This window comes from Bradyrhizobium sp. 157 (genome assembly GCF_023073815.1).
Lineage (GTDB): Bacteria > Pseudomonadota > Alphaproteobacteria > Rhizobiales > Xanthobacteraceae > Bradyrhizobium.
The window spans coordinates 1-16,471 of record NZ_JADPKF010000088.1 but is presented as its reverse complement, the minus strand read 5'-3'; the positions used below and the strand labels follow the sequence as shown (position 1 = coordinate 16,471).

The 16,471-nt window shown below is 62.5% G+C and carries 16 protein-coding genes and 3 pseudogenes; 9 read left to right on the top strand and 10 right to left on the bottom strand.

Annotated elements, in window-relative coordinates; translation table 11 throughout:
- Positions 1-84: 84 nt before the first annotated feature.
- The 4 genes from IVA95_RS24725 to IVA95_RS24710 all read right to left on the bottom strand — a co-directional run bounded on the left by IVA95_RS24725 (position 85) and on the right by IVA95_RS24710 (position 3,550).
- The gene (locus IVA95_RS24725) at positions 85-1,194 is read right to left on the bottom strand and encodes a hypothetical protein (RefSeq protein ID WP_247512875.1); all 1,110 of its coding nucleotides are present in this window, start codon (positions 1,192-1,194) and stop codon (positions 85-87) included.
- A gap of 250 nt (positions 1,195-1,444) precedes the next feature.
- Positions 1,445-2,779 (bottom strand): S41 family peptidase, encoded by a 1,335-nt coding sequence (locus IVA95_RS24720; RefSeq protein WP_247512874.1) that lies wholly within the window; start codon positions 2,777-2,779, stop codon positions 1,445-1,447.
- A 142-nt stretch (positions 2,780-2,921) separates the two neighbouring features.
- Positions 2,922-3,215: a hypothetical protein gene (locus IVA95_RS24715; protein WP_247512873.1), complete on the bottom strand. Its 294-nt coding sequence runs from the start codon at positions 3,213-3,215 to the stop codon at positions 2,922-2,924.
- Between the two features lie 32 nt (positions 3,216-3,247).
- Positions 3,248-3,550, bottom strand: coding sequence for a hypothetical protein (locus IVA95_RS24710; protein ID WP_247512872.1), 303 nt, complete (start codon positions 3,548-3,550; stop codon positions 3,248-3,250).
- Between the two features lie 128 nt (positions 3,551-3,678).
- Between IVA95_RS24710 and IVA95_RS24705 the strand changes: the two genes are divergently transcribed.
- From IVA95_RS24705 to IVA95_RS24685, 5 genes are all read left to right on the top strand, one after another.
- Positions 3,679-4,305 carry an HAD family phosphatase gene (locus IVA95_RS24705; protein ID WP_247512871.1) on the top strand — a complete coding sequence of 209 codons (627 nt, stop codon included), beginning with the start codon at positions 3,679-3,681 and terminating at the stop codon, positions 4,303-4,305.
- A 140-nt stretch (positions 4,306-4,445) separates the two neighbouring features.
- Positions 4,446-5,657: a gephyrin-like molybdotransferase Glp gene (gene glp, locus IVA95_RS24700; RefSeq protein WP_247512870.1), complete on the top strand. Its 1,212-nt coding sequence runs from the start codon at positions 4,446-4,448 to the stop codon at positions 5,655-5,657.
- Positions 5,658-5,860: 203 nt separating this feature from the next.
- Positions 5,861-6,562 (top strand): transcriptional repressor LexA, encoded by a 702-nt coding sequence (lexA, locus tag IVA95_RS24695; RefSeq protein ID WP_213250281.1) that lies wholly within the window; start codon positions 5,861-5,863, stop codon positions 6,560-6,562.
- A gap of 229 nt (positions 6,563-6,791) precedes the next feature.
- Complete coding sequence (locus IVA95_RS24690; RefSeq protein ID WP_247512869.1) at positions 6,792-7,214, top strand: hypothetical protein; 423 nt, start codon at positions 6,792-6,794, stop codon at positions 7,212-7,214.
- An 86-nt stretch (positions 7,215-7,300) separates the two neighbouring features.
- Positions 7,301-7,528: a hypothetical protein gene (locus IVA95_RS24685; RefSeq protein WP_028345854.1), complete on the top strand. Its 228-nt coding sequence runs from the start codon at positions 7,301-7,303 to the stop codon at positions 7,526-7,528.
- 7 nt (positions 7,529-7,535) lie between these two features.
- Here IVA95_RS24685 and IVA95_RS24680 read toward each other — a convergent pair whose 3' ends face one another.
- Positions 7,536-9,833: a ComEC/Rec2 family competence protein gene (locus tag IVA95_RS24680; RefSeq protein WP_247512868.1), complete on the bottom strand. Its 2,298-nt coding sequence runs from the start codon at positions 9,831-9,833 to the stop codon at positions 7,536-7,538.
- Between the two features lie 158 nt (positions 9,834-9,991).
- Between IVA95_RS24680 and IVA95_RS24675 the strand changes: the two genes are divergently transcribed.
- The 3 genes from IVA95_RS24675 (at position 9,992) to glnA (ending at position 12,145) form a co-directional block, all read left to right on the top strand.
- Positions 9,992-10,249 carry a hypothetical protein gene (locus IVA95_RS24675; RefSeq protein WP_247512867.1) on the top strand — a complete coding sequence of 86 codons (258 nt, stop codon included), beginning with the start codon at positions 9,992-9,994 and terminating at the stop codon, positions 10,247-10,249.
- 168 nt (positions 10,250-10,417) lie between these two features.
- Positions 10,418-10,600 carry a hypothetical protein gene (locus IVA95_RS24670; protein ID WP_247512866.1) on the top strand — a complete coding sequence of 61 codons (183 nt, stop codon included), beginning with the start codon at positions 10,418-10,420 and terminating at the stop codon, positions 10,598-10,600.
- 114 nt (positions 10,601-10,714) lie between these two features.
- Positions 10,715-12,145, top strand: a complete 1,431-nt coding sequence (glnA, locus tag IVA95_RS24665) for a type I glutamate--ammonia ligase (RefSeq protein WP_247512865.1) — start codon at positions 10,715-10,717, stop codon at positions 12,143-12,145.
- Positions 12,146-12,172: 27 nt separating this feature from the next.
- Here glnA and IVA95_RS24660 read toward each other — a convergent pair whose 3' ends face one another.
- The 4 genes and pseudogenes from IVA95_RS24660 to IVA95_RS24645 form a co-directional block, all read right to left on the bottom strand.
- A complete protein-coding gene (locus tag IVA95_RS24660) occupies positions 12,173-12,565 on the bottom strand; it encodes an SgcJ/EcaC family oxidoreductase (RefSeq protein ID WP_247512864.1) in 393 nt (130 codons plus the stop codon).
- Positions 12,566-12,689: 124 nt separating this feature from the next.
- On the bottom strand, positions 12,690-12,884 hold the full coding sequence (locus IVA95_RS24655) for a hypothetical protein (RefSeq protein WP_247512863.1): 195 nt from the start codon (positions 12,882-12,884) through the stop codon (positions 12,690-12,692).
- A 391-nt stretch (positions 12,885-13,275) separates the two neighbouring features.
- Positions 13,276-13,368 (bottom strand): annotated as a pseudogene (locus tag IVA95_RS24650) (AraC family transcriptional regulator); the annotation flags it as partial.
- Between the two features lie 12 nt (positions 13,369-13,380).
- Positions 13,381-14,256, bottom strand: coding sequence for an AraC family transcriptional regulator (locus tag IVA95_RS24645; RefSeq protein ID WP_247512862.1), 876 nt, complete (start codon positions 14,254-14,256; stop codon positions 13,381-13,383).
- 481 nt (positions 14,257-14,737) lie between these two features.
- Here IVA95_RS24645 and IVA95_RS24640 point away from each other — a divergent pair.
- Positions 14,738-15,939 (top strand): annotated as a pseudogene (locus tag IVA95_RS24640) (ABC transporter substrate-binding protein).
- A 144-nt stretch (positions 15,940-16,083) separates the two neighbouring features.
- Here IVA95_RS24640 and IVA95_RS24635 read toward each other — a convergent pair.
- Positions 16,084-16,293, bottom strand: a pseudogene (locus IVA95_RS24635) (IS5/IS1182 family transposase); the annotation flags it as partial.
- Between the last annotated feature and the right edge of the window lie 178 nt (positions 16,294-16,471).

The following is a 16,471-nucleotide window of genomic DNA, read 5'->3' as shown; positions in this document are numbered from 1 at the left end:
GTGCAGGATAGCACATGATGCGTCGGCGTTAACAGAGCGGCGGATTACGCCTTCGGCTCCAATCCGCCCTACGAGCTGCGACGGCTAGAGCCGCGCCTTCAGCGGCACCCGAAACGTCCTGAATCCTTCGATGTCGGGAAACCACTCGGCTGCTTCACGCGAAGCCAGCGTCAGGACCGCGGCCGGGACTTCGCCACTGATCAGCCGCTCGATCGCCCCTCGCTGTCCTTCGCTGAACTGGACTTCCGCGGCGCCCGCCGCCATTAACGCGGCGCTGACGCGTCCGCTCGATGCGGACTGCTTCTCCTCGATCGCAATGCTCTTGTTGTTCAGGTCGGATAGCGAATTGATCTCCGGACGTGCGAGGACAAGCGCGACCAGATCGGGGTCATCTGGCGCTGCGGGTGCCGCTTTGTCGGCATCGCGGGCCTCAGCCAAATCAGGGGCCGGATTGTCCGATTTGTTGGCCGCTTGCCGTCCCGTCCCGATTGCCGTGACGAGATCGGCCACTCCCGTCGCTTCCACAAGCCGCTGCTGTATTGTTCGAGAGGCCGGAGCGGAAGCATCGGCGGCCGCAACAGGCAACGCAGCCTTCTCGGACGCCGCGGGCGTCGCGGCGATCTCGAGCGTGGCTGGGGGCGGCAGATTGACTTCGGGTTTAGCTTCGGACTTCACCTCGGACTTGGGTGCCTCCGCTGGCTGCGGCACGGCGACGGCAACTGCCTGAACAGGCTCCGGCCTGTTCGACAAGTTGCGCTCGGGCGCCTTGCCGCCGGCGATCGTCTTTTCGCGAGCCACTGGCGTCGCGGCCGCCGGAATGTTCTTCCTCGTTGCTGCAAGGCTGAGAGGCGCGGCCTTTTTGCCGTTCGACGGCTTGGTCTTCGACGCGGCCACGCTACCGCGCGGCGCAGCGCGGGGAACGGGTGCGCCGGCCTGCCTTGCCACGCGTGCGGGGCTAGCGTGTGCTGGTGCTGCTGTCTCCGCCTCAGCCGGCACCACGACATCACGCCCGCGTTGCCCGCCGTGCCGGGCAGACAATGCCTGATCAGACCAGGCCATGTAGGACTGGCACGCGCGGTTGCACGGCAGCCCGTCGATATAAACGATGCCGGGTGAATCCAGCGGATTGGCCTGCAGGGCTCCACTCGAACAGAGGGACAGGATCAGGGCCGACAAGGTCCACTTCTTCAACATGATTTACTCCATTCGAACGCGCCTGGTGTACCGCGCGAGCTACGAACGGATAGAGATCAAGTTTCAAAAAAGCGGACTTCTTTCCGAATTGCTATTGCGAGCCAGCGGGTCGGCGCGAAGCGCCGCCCGATGACAGGCTCCGCGAAGCAATCCATCTTTCCGCACTTGGACATATGGATTGCTTCCGCCTGCGCTCTTCGAGCTACGGGGGACGCGGCCGCCCCTCGCAATGACGCGGCGGGTTCGGAGTCTAATTCGGCACCGCCCGCTTCGCGGCCGTGACCGCATTCGCATTCACGGTGCCGCCGCGCAGCAGGTTGAACGCGGCGTTGAGCGCCTTATCGTCCTTCTCGTTCGGCGGGACGTAGGCTTGCGAGCCGGTCTGCTCGGCGCCATCGGCGGCGAGATGGCCGCGCATCGAGGCTTCGCCTTTCAGCTCGGCGCGGCCCTTGAGTTCATCGGGCACATCCTGCAGCACCTCGACGTCGGGCGCGATGCCCTGGGCCTGGATCGAGCGGCCCGACGGCGTAAAGTAGCGCGCCGTGGTCAGCGCCAGAGCGCCGTTGCCCTGTCCAAGCGGGATGATGGTCTGCACCGAACCTTTGCCGAAGGTGCGCGTGCCGATCAGCGTGGCGCGCTTGTGGTCGCGCAGCGCGCCGGCCACGATTTCGGACGCCGACGCGGAGCCGCCGTTGATCAGCACGACGAGCGGCTTGCCCTTGGTGATGTCGCCCCCGCGCGCGCTGAAGCGCTGGGTCTCCTCCGAGGTACGACCGCGCGTCGAGACCACCTCGCCCCGGTTCATGAAGGCGCTCGATACCGACACCGCCTGGTCGAGCAATCCGCCAGGATTGTTGCGGAGGTCGACGACATAGCCCGTGAGTTTTTCCGGCGGAATTTCCTTCGAGATGCTGGCGATCGCCTTCTTCAAGCCGTCGGTGGTCTGCTCGTTGAAACGGGTGATCCTGATGTAACCGATGTCGCCGCCGTCTGTCTTGAAGCGGACCGGCCGCACCCGGATAATCTCGCGCACGATCGCAACGTCAATCGGCGCGGCGGCCCCCTTGCGCACGACCTTGAGGCGGATTTTGCTGTTGGCGGGGCCCTTCATCCGGCTCACGGCCTGTTCGAGGGTCATGCCCTGGATAACTTCGTCGTCGATCTGGGTGATCACGTCGCCCGACAGCATGCCGGCTTTCGCGGCGGGCGTATCGTCGATCGGCGTCACCACCTTGACGAGGCCGTCTTCCATCGTCACCTCGATGCCGAGCCCGCCGAACTCGCCATGGGTGGTCTCCTGCATGTCGCTCCAGCCCTTCTCATTCATGTAACGCGAATGAGGATCGAGCGCCGAGATCATGCCGTTGATGGCGCCTTCCATCAGTTTGGAATCGTCGGGCTTCTCGACATAGCTGGTCTTGATCCGCTCAAACACGCTGCCAAACAAATTGAGCTGGTTGTAGGTGTCGGAACGGGCCGCAGCCTTTGCCGCCGCCACCAGATGCACCCCTTGAGGTCCGATCACGAGGGCGGTCAGACACGCGCCCGTCACCGTGCCGAGAAGAAAGGCAAAATTCCTGCGCATCGTGGGGCGTCCCTCTTTCGCTTATGGACGCCCGCGATCCCAGTGAATCGGCGCCCTGTCCCGGCCCCGCCAACTCACAATGGCTTTTTGGTCGGATCAAGGCACGCCAACCCGGCGCAATACGGCCGTTTTTCAATAGGCTTTATGAGCCCTCCTGCAACCCGTTTTGCCACGTGGACGGCCGGGTTCCAAAACCGCGCTTGGCGCGGGTGCCCAGCCAATAGCCGAATTGCGGGGGAACGTTGTGGAACGGGCCGTCCGCACCCAGTTTCAGCGCGGCGTCCATCGGCCAATTGGGATTGTTGAGGATTTCCCGCCCCACCGCGATCAAATCGGCCTGCCCATCGCGCAGGATATGTTCTTCAACGTGACGCCGCGGATCGTCATCGGGGAAAACAGCAGCGTTTCCGTCATGGTTTGCTCGCCTCGCGAACATCATTGTCCCGGCATGGCGCCGGGAAGTGTCTTCTACTTTGCTGCGCCTTCGGCGGATTTGGGCTTTGACTTTGCTGCCGGCGCCTTGGCCGCTGCTTTCGGCGGTGCGCTATCGCCGCGCATCGTCCCCCAGGGGTCGGAACTCTTCTGCTGCTCCGGGATGTTGCCGAGCGATCTCCGGTAGGCCCGCTCGGCCTCCCTCTCCGCCTCGATTTGCGAGGGCGTCTTGGGCTTGTCCTCCTCGCCATATTTGGCGGGACCTTGTTGGGCGGCAGCGGATCCAGCCAACAATGCGATCACGGCGACAGCGCCCAGAATTCTGCCAACAACTTGCATGCGACTACTCCCTGAAATTGGCCCCAAGCCTTAGCACAGCCCGCGTACGGGCTTAAGCGCCGGATTGGACTGCGACGCAAATCCCCGTGGCCGTTGCCGAGGCCGGTCCAGTTTTGTAAACGACTGCCATGAATTCGCCGCCAGCGCCCCACTCCGTCGACGCCTTGCTGTTCGATCTCGGCCGCGTCGTGCTCGACATCAGTTTTGATCAGGTAATGACCTGCTGGGCTGGGCATGCTGGTTGCGCGCCTGCCGATCTCGCCGGACGCTTTGTCGTCGACGATAGTTTCAAGCACCACGAGACCGGCCGGATCGACGATGCGGCGTTCTTTGCGAGCCTGCGCCGGTCGCTCGGCATCGGCATCACCGACGCGCAGTTCCTGGAAGGCTGGAACGCGATCTTCACCGGCGAGATGCCCGGAATTGCACAGCTTCTGGCGGGTGCTGCAAAGCGCCTGCCGCTCTATGCTTTTTCCAACACCAATCCGGCCCATGTCACGCATTTTTCGCAGGCCTATGCGGAGGTGCTCAGCCATTTCCGGGAGATTTTTTTGTCCTCCAGCATCGGTATGCGCAAACCCGACGCCGAAGCCTATGATCATGTGATAAAAGCGATCGGCGTGCCGGCGTCGCGGATCCTGTTCTTCGACGATTCAGCCGCCAATATCGAAGGTGCGCGGGCGCGCGGCCTTTCTGCCATCCACGTGACATCGACGGATGACGTGGCCAGGGCACTGACCGCACTTGGAATTTAAGCACTTGGAATTTAAGCACTTGGAATTTAGATGATTACCCCGTCATTGCGAGCGAAGCGAAGCAATCCATGGCCAGGAAGGAAGTGTGGATTGCTTCGTCGCGCTGCTCCTCGCAATGAAGTCGAAGCAGGAGTGCCAGCGTGGCCTTGATGCCGGTTGCCGATGCGCTTGCCGCGATCCTTGCCGGCGCAGCGGCGCTGCCCGAAGAAATGGTGGCGCTCGATGAAGCGTATCACCGCATTCTCGCACGCGACGTCGCCGCGCGGCGGACGCAGCCGCCGCAGGCGATGTCGGCGATGGACGGCTATGCGGTGCGCGCGGCCGACGCCGCCGATGTCGGCGCACGGCTGAAGGTGATCGGCGAGGTCGCCGCCGGCCGCCCGTTCGAGCGGAAGGTAGGCCCAGGCGAAGCGGTGCGGATCTTTACCGGCGGCGTGATCCCCGATGGCGCAGACGCCGTCGTCATCCAGGAAGACGCTGCCATCGAGGGCGATCATATCACCATCACGGAAGCTGCCGTTCCGGGACGGCATATCCGCCCAGCGGGCGTTGATTTCCGCGAAGGCGACGTCCTCCTCAAACGCGGGCGCCGCCTCACCGACCGCGATCTCTCGCTTGCCGCCGGCATGAACTACCCGGAGCTTGCGGTGCACCGCCGCCCGAAAGTGGCGATGCTGGCGACCGGCGACGAACTGGTGATGCCAGGCGCAACCCCCAGCCCCGGCCAGATCGTCTATTCCAACGGCTACGGCTTGCGAGCGCTGGCGCGAGCCGAGGGCGCAGAAATCATCGACCTCGGGATCGCCGCCGACACCGTCGCCGCCACCACGGAGGGCATCCGCCGTGCCCGCAACGCCGACGCGGACGTCCTGATCACCGTGGGCGGCGCCTCGGTCGGCGACCACGACCTCGTCAAGCGGTCGCTGGAGGCCGAGGGCGTCGCCATGGCGTTCTGGCGGATCGCGATGCGGCCAGGCAAGCCGATGATGCACGGCAGGTTGGGCGCGATGCGGGTGATCGGCCTGCCCGGCAATCCCGTCTCCTCCTATGTCTGCGGCTTCCTGTTTCTGGTGCCGCTGATTCGCGCCTTATCGGGCCGCGACCACGTCAATCATCCGCGCGAAAACGCCCTGCTCGGCTGCGATCTCGCCGCCAACGACCAGCGCGAAGACTATCTTCGCGCTCGCCTCGAAGCCCGCGACGACGGCACGCTGGTCGCCGTGCCGGTGAACCATCAGGACTCGTCACTATCAGGGAATCTCGCTGCGGCACGGGCACTTGTGATACGTCCGCCGTTCGCGCCGGCTGCCGCAAAGGGATCGCGTTGCGAGTTGCTCCGGCTGCCGGAATGACGAACGGCGTTCCAACAGCACCTTGGACCGGAACCGCAATGCGTTCACCTCAAATTAAATGGTTGCGGAACACATATCGAACATATAGTGTCCGTTCATGATTTGTTTCGACTGCTAGTGTCTTTGGTTGAGAGTTTGGGGACTCCACGATCTGGGCGCTAAAGATTCGGAACGAGACGACGCCAACCGGGGGATTGCTCGCGATGCTTACGCGCAAACAGTATGAACTTCTGCGTTTCATCAATGAACGGCTGAAAGAGGCCGGCGTGCCGCCCTCGTTCGACGAGATGAAGGATGCGCTCGATCTGCGCTCGAAATCCGGAATCCACCGCCTCATCACGGCGTTGGAGGAGCGCGGCTTCATCCGCCGCCTGCCCAACCGCGCCCGCGCCATCGAAGTCATCAAGCTGCCCGAGCTCGCTGCCGCCGCCAACGGCCGCCGCGGCTTCACGCCGAGCGTCATCGAGGGCACGCTCGGCAAGCGCACGGTGAGCGCGCCGGCCGCCGAGGACGACGGCAATCGCCCAGTCGCTGTGCCTGTCATGGGCCGGATTGCCGCCGGTACGCCGATCGAGGCGCTGCAGACGCGCAGCCACACCATCAGCGTGCCGCCGGACATGCTCGGCTCCGGCGAGCATTACGCGCTCGAAGTGCGCGGCGATTCCATGGTGGATGCCGGCATCCTCGACGGCGACATGGCGCTGATCCAGCGCAACGAGACCGCCGACACCGGTGATATCGTGGTGGCGTTGATCGACGAGGAAGAGGCCACCCTGAAGCGCTTCCGCCGCCGCGGCGCCTCGATTGCGCTCGAGCCGGCCAACGCCGCCTATGAAGTCCGCATCCTGCCGCCGAACCGGGTCCGGATTCAGGGCAAGCTGATCGGGCTGTACCGCAAATACTGACCCGTTATGCGCTCCGGCGCCGTGACGAAAGCCAGCCCCGGCCCTCGGCCGGGGTTTTTTGTTGCGCGTGTGGAACTAAGGCACGTTAGCGCGTTTGTGAATGTGGCGCAGTGCGCCAGTCGCAGAATTGCCCAGAAAGAAGAAAAGGCTCTGCGCCATGTCCACTCTGATAGAGGCCTGTGCCTCCTTCTAGACACGGGTCAGCTATCTCAAACGAGGGAGCCATCCGATGTGTGACTATAGCCTGCATGCTGTGGCTACGCGGCCTGCCCAGGTCGGCGAGACGCTGATCACAACGACATTCCGCGGTACATCGACCCGCGGCTTTGCGTCGGAACGCGAGCCTGCAGTGGCGGTCTGCATGCTTCCCGGCACCGAACTGGCGTTCGCTGAGGACGTCAAATACGACAACCGGTGGATCTGGACTCGAACCACCGACTGGCGGGTCGGCAAGTTCAATCAAATCGACCCCCATATATCCGACCGTCATCATGACGCGATCGAATTTCCCGATGGAAGCCATGTGCTGGTGACGCAGCTTTGCGAAGGCCAGCGCGCGACCGTGCTGCAATTGCCGGTGGTCCAGACCGGTGGCGAACGTGCGCCAAAGGTAACGGAAGCACCTACGGCCGAATCGATCGTGACCGGATAAACGCCCACGCGCATATGATCCGCCGGTCCAGGCCGGCGGATCATGGTGGTACATTTTTCAGAACTCGGCACCGCAGGGGGCAGCCGGTGGTTAACAAGGTTACGTGGCAAAAAGCCGGGCGCGTCACTGAGCCCGGGCGGTACATGTTCAGGTACGGCTGGCTCACCATCACGGCCGAAGATCTCGCAATCTGGCAGCAATTCCCCGACGCGTCGTTCACGCTGGTCGCTCTGCCCTCGGCGCCTGATGCCCCGGAGGAATTCCACCTCGGTGCATTCGAAATACCAGCCAAACCCACGGTCGACGAGCACTGACGCTCGTCTACTCCTCCGCCTGAAGATCTGCCTCGGCCGGCGTGGCGTCGACCGCGCGGGGCGGCACAATGCGCGGCGCAAGAACGGTGGTGTCGGCCTCGCTCTCGTCAGCAATGACCGGCGACCAGGGGCGGTCTACGCCCCTCGGCTTGACCGCATCGACGACAAATCCCTCCCGGCTGCGCCGCAACGCCATCGCGCCCTGCCGCCGCAGCCGTTCAGCATCGATAACGGAAGCGCCACAGGCTGCGGGGGCCTGCCGCAGCGTCACGATCAGCGCCGCGCGCTCGCAATCGTCCGCCAGCGCCTCGGGCCTGAAGGCCTGCGCGATCAGGCCGCCACCGGCGGATTGGACGACGCAGCCGAAATCGTCGCATGAAACGCCCGATGTGAGCGACGCGTCAGCCGCCGTCCGCGCATCCGCATCCGCCGCCAGCCACTCCTTTAAAAGGAAGATGTCCCGAGATCCCTTGGCCGCGTGCATCAGGTGCAGCCGGCCATCCTGGCCGCGGACCCCGACATTGCGCCCGTCGGCGGAAATCAGGATGTCCGGCTGCGGTGCCCGCGCCGCCCACAATGCCGCTGCCAGCACCAGCGCCGCACCCGACCAGCGCAGCGGAGTGCGCAACAGGCCGAGCAGGATGATGCCGAGGCTTGCCGCAATCAGCGGGCCGATGCCGAAGGCCGGCACCCGGCCGACCGCACCGGGTAACGCCGCGACCCATTGCGTGACCACGATCATCCAGTCGATGCCGACGCCCATGACCGCCCAGAACGGGCGATCGAAGCCGAACGGCATCGCAACGAGGCCGAACAGGCCCGCCGGCATTACCAGTGCTGACACCACCGGCATCGCCGCGAGGTTGGCCAGCACGCCGTAAGGCGTGACCCGGTGAAAGTGAAAGGCCGCGTAAGGTGTGGTCGCAAGCCCCGCTATCAGTGAGGCCAGCAGCAGCATGGTGACTTCGCGGCCGCCCCACAGCGCCACGCGCGCGGTTGCGGTATGATCCGCCGTCGCGAACAGGCGCGGCATGCCGATCTGCACCAGCGCCACCAACCCGAGTGTCGCCGCAAACGACATCTGAAAACTCGGATGCACCAGCGCTTCCGGCGCGACCGTGAGCACGATCAGGGCCGCGACCGCGAGCGTGCGAAACGTAATCGCGCGGCGATCGACCATGACGGCAATCAGCACCACGGCCGTCATGAAGAACGATCTTTGCGTCGCAACCTCGGCGCCCGACAGCAGCAAATAAAACGCGGCGGCAACGAGGGCTGCCGCCGCCGACCACTTCTTGATCGCGTAGCCGACGGTGAGCACGGGAAACAGCGCCAATAGTGCCCGGACCGCAAAGAACACGACGCCGGCGACGACGGCCATGTGATAGCCGGAGATCGACAGCACATGGCCGAGACCGGAGATGAACATCGCGTCGTTCACCGGCGGCGAGATCGCATCGCGCCGCCCGGTCAACAGAGCGGTCGCAATCGCGCGCTTGTCGCCCTCCAGCGTGGTCCTGATCCGCGCATCGATCGTATCGCGCAGGCCTTGCATGAACGCCGAATAGCGCAGGCGGAGCCCGCCGCCCGTGGCGGGCGGCTCGGCGATCTTGACGGCGCCCATCGCGAAGCCGGAGGCGCCGATGCCGGCGAAAAACATGTCGCGGCTGAAATCGTAGCTGCCCGGCCGCACCGGCGAAAGCGGCGGCAACAGCCGCGCTTTCAGCTCGACGAAGCTCCCAACCGGCGGCGCCGTGCCCTTCCTTACCGAGAGCCGTACGCGCTCCAGCTTCGTCGTTCCGCGCGCGCTTTCCATGGTGACGACGCGAAGGACAAAACGGTCGGTGCGCTCGCGAATGTCGCGCGTCTCGACAAAACCCGTCATTGACACCGAAAACATCGGCCGCGCCAGCACGCCATGCGCGATGCGCGCGGTCTTCCAGGTCGCGACCGCAAAGCCCGCGGCGACCGCCGCGATCATTACCGCGGCGGGAAAGAATTTCTGTCGCCGCAACAGAACCGCCACCGCGCACAGCGCGATCGCCACAGTGGCAGCCACCGACAGCACCGGCTCATGATCGGCGGCGAAGTAGAGGGCAATGCCGGTGCCGAATGCGACGGGTACCCACGGCAGCAAGCGGCCGGCGCCGGCTTCCGCGCGCGCCCATGCACGCAGGGTTTCGATCAGCGGCGGCCAGAACGCGGGACGCGATGGCAAAATGCCACCGACCGGCGCCGCAGCGCGCGGCGGCCAGGTGCCGGCATAGCCCCGTTTTCGGCCCGACGTGTCGCCTTGCTCCGCCACCGAGCCTACACCTTACGATCTCGTGGAGACCGCAAGACTACCGGACGCTGTATTGTGGCCGCTAGCGGAACGGAAACAGAAACCTGAGGAAATGCACACCGGCCGGCGTTACAGTCGAACGCTATTGGATTGAACCGGAATCAGGACAAAGAAGCGACATGAAGCTTGCGGCCAGCCTTTTATCTGCGGCGATCTTGATCACCTCTCACGCCAATGCCGCCACTCCAGAGCAATGCCGCTTCATCGAAGCGCGGGCCGAGCGCGAGGCGTGCTACCAGCGCCAGGAGATCGAGCGTGTGGCCCGGCAGAAGGCGAACGAGGCCCGGCAGGCCGAGCAGCAAAAGCCCTACGAGCCCATGACGGCGGACGACGCCCAGCTCGCAAAGTCCCTGCGCAGCATTTGCCGGGGTTGCTAGGCGGCCGGCGTCACGTTCCAATCCCGCCAGCCCACCACCCGGAAACCGCTCTTGCAAGTGCGCCGCAGCAGGATGCACACTGTGCGCGCATGACCAGGTGTCAACGTCTACGGCTCTCAGCTCGACTGGAATTCACGGTTGCGCTCAGAACGAGAGGAGCATGACCCCATGCGAGAAACCGAAATCCACGACTATGCACGGCAGTTGCTGGAAGCGCATGGCCCCAAGGCCATTGCGGAAGCGGCCCAGAACGCCATCGAACTCGAGGCAAAAGGCGAGGCCGAACTGGCCAGAACCTGGCGGCATATCGAAGACGCGATGAAGCTCATGCGCGGGCCGCACCAAAGCTGAGGCTGCCGGCGCGGCAACGCAGAACGTGGTCCAAGACCCGTCGCAAGCCGCTTCGCCACGGCTGAATGGCGGCACGACCTCCACGATGCGCCTCTCCATGACAGGAGTGAAGCCATGTTTCCGAAGTGTGCGACAGCCGAAGACCTCGTGAAAGCGATCAGCGACGAGAAGGTGCAGATGATCGATCTGCGCTTCACCGACTTGCCTGGGGTATGGCAGCATTTTTCCATCCCGCCGGGTGCGGCGAGTGTCGACGCTCTCAGCGAAGGCATTGGATTCGACGGCTCATCCATCCGCGGCTTCCAGGAAATCCAGGAAAGCGACATGCTGGTCGTGCCGGACCCGACCACGGCCTTCCTCGACCCGTATTCCCCTTCATCGACCCTGGTCCTGATTTGCAACATCCGCGACCCCGTGACCGGTCAACCCTATAGCCGTGACGCCCGTTACATCGCCCAGAAAGCCGAAACCAACCTGAAGGGCACCGGCCACGCCGATACGAGTTACTTCGGCCCGGAGGCGGAGTTCTTCGTGTTCGACGACGTGCGCTACGGACAGGGGATCAACTACGCCTTCCACGAAATCGATTCCCGCGAAGGCAGTTGGAATACTGGCAAGGACGAAGCGCCAAATCTGGGCCACAAGCCGCGCCCCAAGGAGGGATATTTTCCCGTTCCCCCGACCGACAGCATGCAGGCTCTCCGCACCGACATGGTGCTGACCATGGAACAGCTCGGCATCCAGATCGAAGCCCATCACCATGAGGTCGCGACCGGCGGCCAGAACGAGATCGACATGCACTTCACTACACTCACCCGCATGGCCGACAATCTGATGATCTACAAATACGTGGTGAAGAACACCGCCCGCGAGCACGGCATGACCGCAACGTTCATGCCGAAGCCGCTGTTCGAGGACAACGCCTCGGGGATGCACGTTCACCAGTCCCTGTGGAAGGGCGAGACCAATCTGTTCTACGACAAGGGCGACTATGCCGAGTTGAGCCAGCTCGGCCGCTACTACATCGGCGGTTTGTTGACCCACGCCTGGGCGCTGTGCGCGCTTTGCGCCCCCACCACGAACTCCTATCGGCGCCTGGTGCCAGGCTATGAGGCTCCGATCAATCTGGTCTATTCCCAGCGCAACCGATCAGCCTGCTGCCGGATTCCGATGTATTCGCCGAATCCCCGGGCAAAGCGGGTTGAGTTTCGCTCACCGGATCCCTCCTGCAATCCCTATCTGGCCTTTGCCGCGATGCTGATGGCCGGCCTTGACGGCATCAACAGCCGGATCGATCCGGGCAGCCCGATCGACAAGAACCTTTATGACTTGCCGCCCGCCGAGGCGAAGGACGTGAGGTCGACACCGGGATCGCTGGATCAGGCGCTTGACGCGCTCGAGCGCGATCACGCCTTCCTGCTCCGCGGCGATGTGTTCACGGCCGACGTGGTCGAGACCTGGCTCGACTACAAGCGGAAGAAAGAGGTCGATCCGATCCGGCTGCGCCCTCATCCATACGAGTTCCATTTGTATTACGACATCTAGAACGGGATGAATCTTCTTTCGAAGTGCCTACTGCTTGATCAGCGGCGTCTTCGACGAGACATGATGGCTGACGATTTTCCAGTCGCCGTCTTCGCGGACGATCACCCAGGTGATTTTCACCACCAGCGGCTCGGCGCCCTCTTCGACGTAAAAGGTGGCCGTGCCGGCGACATTGATCAGGTCGGGCGCCGCCTGTGCTGTCCTGACATCGGTGAATTCAACGTATGGGGACTGCCACCGTGGCAGCGCCTCAAAATAGGTCTGCACACCGTCACGACCGCGGTAGAAGTTGGGGTTCGAGCCGAAGAAGAATGCGTTGCGTGAATAGAGCGAGGCCAGCGCCTTGGCTTCCAGCTGGCTGAACGCCGCTGCCCATTTTCCCATGATGCCGGAGACGATGTCGTCGGTAGGGCTCTGCATCGATGATCCAATCTGATGTTAAACTATCTCGGCCGCATTTTCACAGCGCCAGGGCCAGGAGCGGATATTCGAGAAATAGAAGCCCCGCCGAAGCCGGGCAGATCGTTCGCATAGAGCAGTTCTCTCATCGTTTCGCACTGCTCTTGTTGCGCGGGTCGTCCGCCGGGTTCACGTAGGTAATTTCGCATGGACCCAGCCCATGCACTTGGACAATGGCTGGGCTGCTCACCCAGAAGTAATGCTGCATGCGCTGCTTGGCTGTGAAAAAACCACCAGCGGGCGCGGTCTCACCTTTCTTTTCATCAAACTTGTCCCCCATGGCAATTATGCGGTGCCTGACAGGACGGTGACGTTCTCGTCAGTTGGATGCGTGTGTGGCATGACCTTGTAGCCGGCCGGTATCTTGGCGCGCACGACATGAGGTCCGGTCTTGCTTGGGTCGCCTGAAATCACTGCGCTCTGCATTCCGGGTGGAAAGCTGGGAGGCGCCGGACCCCATTTAATGGTGCCGGTCTGCACCACCATCTTGTCTTCGGCGGCGAGCGCGACAAGCGGAGCGGAAGCGAGGATGAAAGCACAAAACAGAGCCCTTTGCCATGGTTGCCCTCATTCAAGCGATATTCTCGAAGGTGCCGATAACAGTCAAAATCGGAGCGCATGACGATCCAGTACCGATTACGACGGCGCGTGCTAACTGTATCTCGCCAACGCTAACGGCGCTCGTGTCGTGCAGCCGCCCGCACGTCGGAGGGCGTTACGCCGTAGTAGCGGCGGAATTCGCGGTTGAACGTCGACAAGTCGGTGAACCCGGCGGCTTAGGCGATGGCGCCGATGGTCAAGTCTTCGCATCGAGGATTTGCAAGCATATGGTGGACGCGGACAAGGCGCTGGTGCAGCACAAACCGTGACAACGTAGTCCCTTCGCTCTCGAAAAGCTTATGGATGTAGCGCGGTGTCACGCCATTGCGGGCCGCCAGTGCGGCAGCCCTAACGGTGGCGGAGCCGAGATTCTTCCCAATATCAGCCTTGATGGCTCTTAGCCGTGCCGCCCGCAATCCGCGTCCCTGTGCGATTTCGGCTGCGTCGCGCGTTGCTCCGATCGCGAGCGCAACGAGGTCCAGACCGTGAGCGTCGGCAAGCCTGCGCAGCTGTGGGCTCATGATCTCGGTATCTCTGGTGAGCAGATCGGCATATCCGGAAAGTAGCCTGAGGGCCTCGCTGTCTGCTGGGATAGAGGACATCAAGGCCCGGTCCACATTGCCAACAAGTGGCGCAAGCGATGCTCTGGGTATAGAGAAATAGGTATAATTCGTGCGTAGCATCGTGAGGGGCTCCGTACCGGAGAGCAGGATGGCGCTACCATTCTCCACATCCGCCTCACGGCCACGCTGGGAGACGTTGCCTCTTCCTCCCCTAAACAATGCCAGGATGATGAGATCATCCTGATTGCGGTTCTTGATTAGCTCGCGGGTCCACGTCACACGAACAGGTGTGCTCGCGAAGCGCAAGATCATAAGTTCGGGCAGTCCACGCGCGTACACATTACAACTGAACTCGTTGCCAAGAGCCTTGGTATCGAATTTGGCGAGCTTGTCGCGGAACAGGTCGCGGTAGACTGCAAGGCGCTCTCCAGGCGATATATCTTCAGTTGAAAAGCGAAATGCCGATAAGTCGTCGGCGGTCACGAACATCACGGGTCCTCCGCTCTTCCCAGCTCGTCGATCGTTGAGATCAAGGGGCGACCGCAGAATAATACTGCAGTTCCGTATGTCCCAAAAGACTGTTCTCTCCACCCCAAGACCTGGGTCGCAGCCCCCGCTTACCATATTGCAAACGCATGTTCGTGCCGCCGGTAACAGACGGAGCAGCTTTGGCGTTGCGCCAGCGGTATCCTGAAGCCTCGACAGAAGGGGACAGAGGATGCTCGAAACTGGCGCATCAGTACCTTTCGGGTGCTTTGCAATGAACGTACAGAACACTATTTCCGTCCCAGCCGCCCGTCTGGATTCAGAACCCGACCCAACCAAGGTGATTGCGAAAGCGCGTTACCGCTGAGTTGGAGGGGGACTTTGTCGTGTTCCTTATCGGGATGCGCATAAATAGCCACTCAAGCTGCACAAGTGGTTTCCGGTGTTTCGCGCGATGCGGCGGATGCTGCAACGAGAGGACGCTATGCTCAGATATTTCAAGCCTGCTTTCGCACTGATGCTTTTGGCGCTGGGGTCAACCGCGTATGCCGTTGAAGCGCCGGGGGTGACGCCGTCTGAGATCAAGGTTGGGGGGTCTTTCCTTTCAGCGGACCTGCCTCGCCGTACGGAATCATCGGCCGAGCTATTCTTGCTTATGTCCAGTAGATCAACGACCGCGGCGGCATAAACGGCCGGAAAATAAATTACATCGCCTACGACGATGCTTACAGCCCGCCGAAAGCGGTGGAGCATGTTCGCAAGCTCGTCGAAAGCGATGAGGTTGCCTTCATGTTCAGCCAGCTCGGCACACCCGGTAATACGGCGGTGGCAAAATATCTGATGTCGAAGCGCGTGCCGGCCATCGGCATCGTCTCGGGGTCGAACAAGTTCACGAATGTGGCGGATTTTCCGCTGACGACGACCAGCATAGTCAGTTACGATACCGAGGGAAAGATCTATGCCAAGTTCCTGACCAAGACACTGCCCAATGCCAAGTATGCCATCCTCTATCAGAACGATGATCTCGGCAAAGATTACGTCAACGCGTTCAAGGCGATCCTTAAAGGCGATTTCGACAAGAAGGTCACCGCCATCCCCTATGAGATCAGCGATCCGACGGTGGATTCTCACGTCGTGAACTTGAAGAGTTCAGGGGCCGAGGCGCTGCTGCTGGCGGGAACGCCAAAATTCGCGGCGCAAGCCATTCGCAAAGCTGCCGAGATTGGCTGGCAGCCGGCGATCCTGCTGAACTACCCCTCGAGTTCGATTGGCGCGACCCTGAAACCGGCAGGCCTTGAAAGGTCGATCGGGATGATGGTCGGCACGAACATGATGGATCCGACCGACGCGCAGTGGGCCAACACCGAGGGGATGAAGAACTATCTGACCTTCATCGACAAGTACATGCGTGGCGTCGATATCGCCGACACCAATATCCTGTACGGCTATACGCAAGCCATGCTGCTCGAACATCTGATCAAGCAGTGCGGTAACGATCTGTCCCGCGAGAGCATCATCAAGCAGGCGAAGAGCCTGAAGAATGTGGCGTTGCCGACGCTGCTGCCCGGCATCAGCATCAATACGAGCGACAAAATCAACATGAACTACACGCAGATGAGGCTGCAGCGCTGGACCGGCACGCGTTGGGACCTTTTTAGCGGGATACTCGATGCTTCCTCGGAGTGACGAGGGACAAGTAGTGGCGGCGCTACAAAACAGAACCACGTACCCGGCGATTTTGGCCGATCAGGAAGCTCTGTAAAGGCGGGCCTGCGGCCCCCACCTGCGGCGGCTGCGGCCTTGACAGAGCTTGCTGCCCGGCCAGAGTTAGTTGCGGCCCGTTCGATGCTCGGACTTGAGATGGCCGATGACGGGCTCGATCGCCGAGCGCCGGCGCAACTCACGTTTGATCTTGGGCGTCACCCGCCGCTTCTGGCCCGATGTGAACATCCTGAGTTTGTATTCTGGTGGCGCATTGTGGCCGCGGTAGCCTTGGTCGCCAAGAAGGCGCTCGACGACGTTGCCGATCAGCGCTTGCAATCTCAAATATCGTCCTCTCCGGAAAACCGACTCCCGCTCAAGAGATTAGGAGATTCTTCACGGCCGACTAAACCTCATGGTGGAGACCTTTGCGCGGTTGCCGTTTTGAGGGCCTCGGAGGCAGCGATCGGTATGGCGGGGATTTCGGGGAGGCGGCCGGTGCTCCGACAAGGTCGGA

Bases quoted from the DNA above. Each gene is read 5' to 3' on its own strand.
- IVA95_RS24655 (WP_247512863.1), bottom strand. From the start codon at position 12,884: ATGGGGGACAAGTTTGATGAAAAGAAAGGTGAGACCGCGCCCGCTGGT.
- IVA95_RS24710 (WP_247512872.1), bottom strand. From the start codon at position 3,550: ATGCAAGTTGTTGGCAGAATTCTGGGCGCTGTCGCCGTGATCGCATTG.
- IVA95_RS24675 (WP_247512867.1), top strand. From the start codon at position 9,992: ATGAAGCTTGCGGCCAGCCTTTTATCTGCGGCGATCTTGATCACCTCT.
- IVA95_RS24670 (WP_247512866.1), top strand. From the start codon at position 10,418: ATGCGAGAAACCGAAATCCACGACTATGCACGGCAGTTGCTGGAAGCG.
- IVA95_RS24715 (WP_247512873.1), bottom strand. From the start codon at position 3,215: ATGTTCGCGAGGCGAGCAAACCATGACGGAAACGCTGCTGTTTTCCCC.
- IVA95_RS24720 (WP_247512874.1), bottom strand. From the start codon at position 2,779: ATGCGCAGGAATTTTGCCTTTCTTCTCGGCACGGTGACGGGCGCGTGT.
- IVA95_RS24705 (WP_247512871.1), top strand. From the start codon at position 3,679: ATGAATTCGCCGCCAGCGCCCCACTCCGTCGACGCCTTGCTGTTCGAT.
- glnA (WP_247512865.1), top strand. From the start codon at position 10,715: ATGTTTCCGAAGTGTGCGACAGCCGAAGACCTCGTGAAAGCGATCAGC.
- lexA (WP_213250281.1), top strand. From the start codon at position 5,861: ATGCTTACGCGCAAACAGTATGAACTTCTGCGTTTCATCAATGAACGG.
- IVA95_RS24690 (WP_247512869.1), top strand. From the start codon at position 6,792: ATGTGTGACTATAGCCTGCATGCTGTGGCTACGCGGCCTGCCCAGGTC.
- IVA95_RS24645 (WP_247512862.1), bottom strand. From the start codon at position 14,256: ATGTTCGTGACCGCCGACGACTTATCGGCATTTCGCTTTTCAACTGAA.
- IVA95_RS24725 (WP_247512875.1), bottom strand. From the start codon at position 1,194: ATGTTGAAGAAGTGGACCTTGTCGGCCCTGATCCTGTCCCTCTGTTCG.
- IVA95_RS24660 (WP_247512864.1), bottom strand. From the start codon at position 12,565: ATGCAGAGCCCTACCGACGACATCGTCTCCGGCATCATGGGAAAATGG.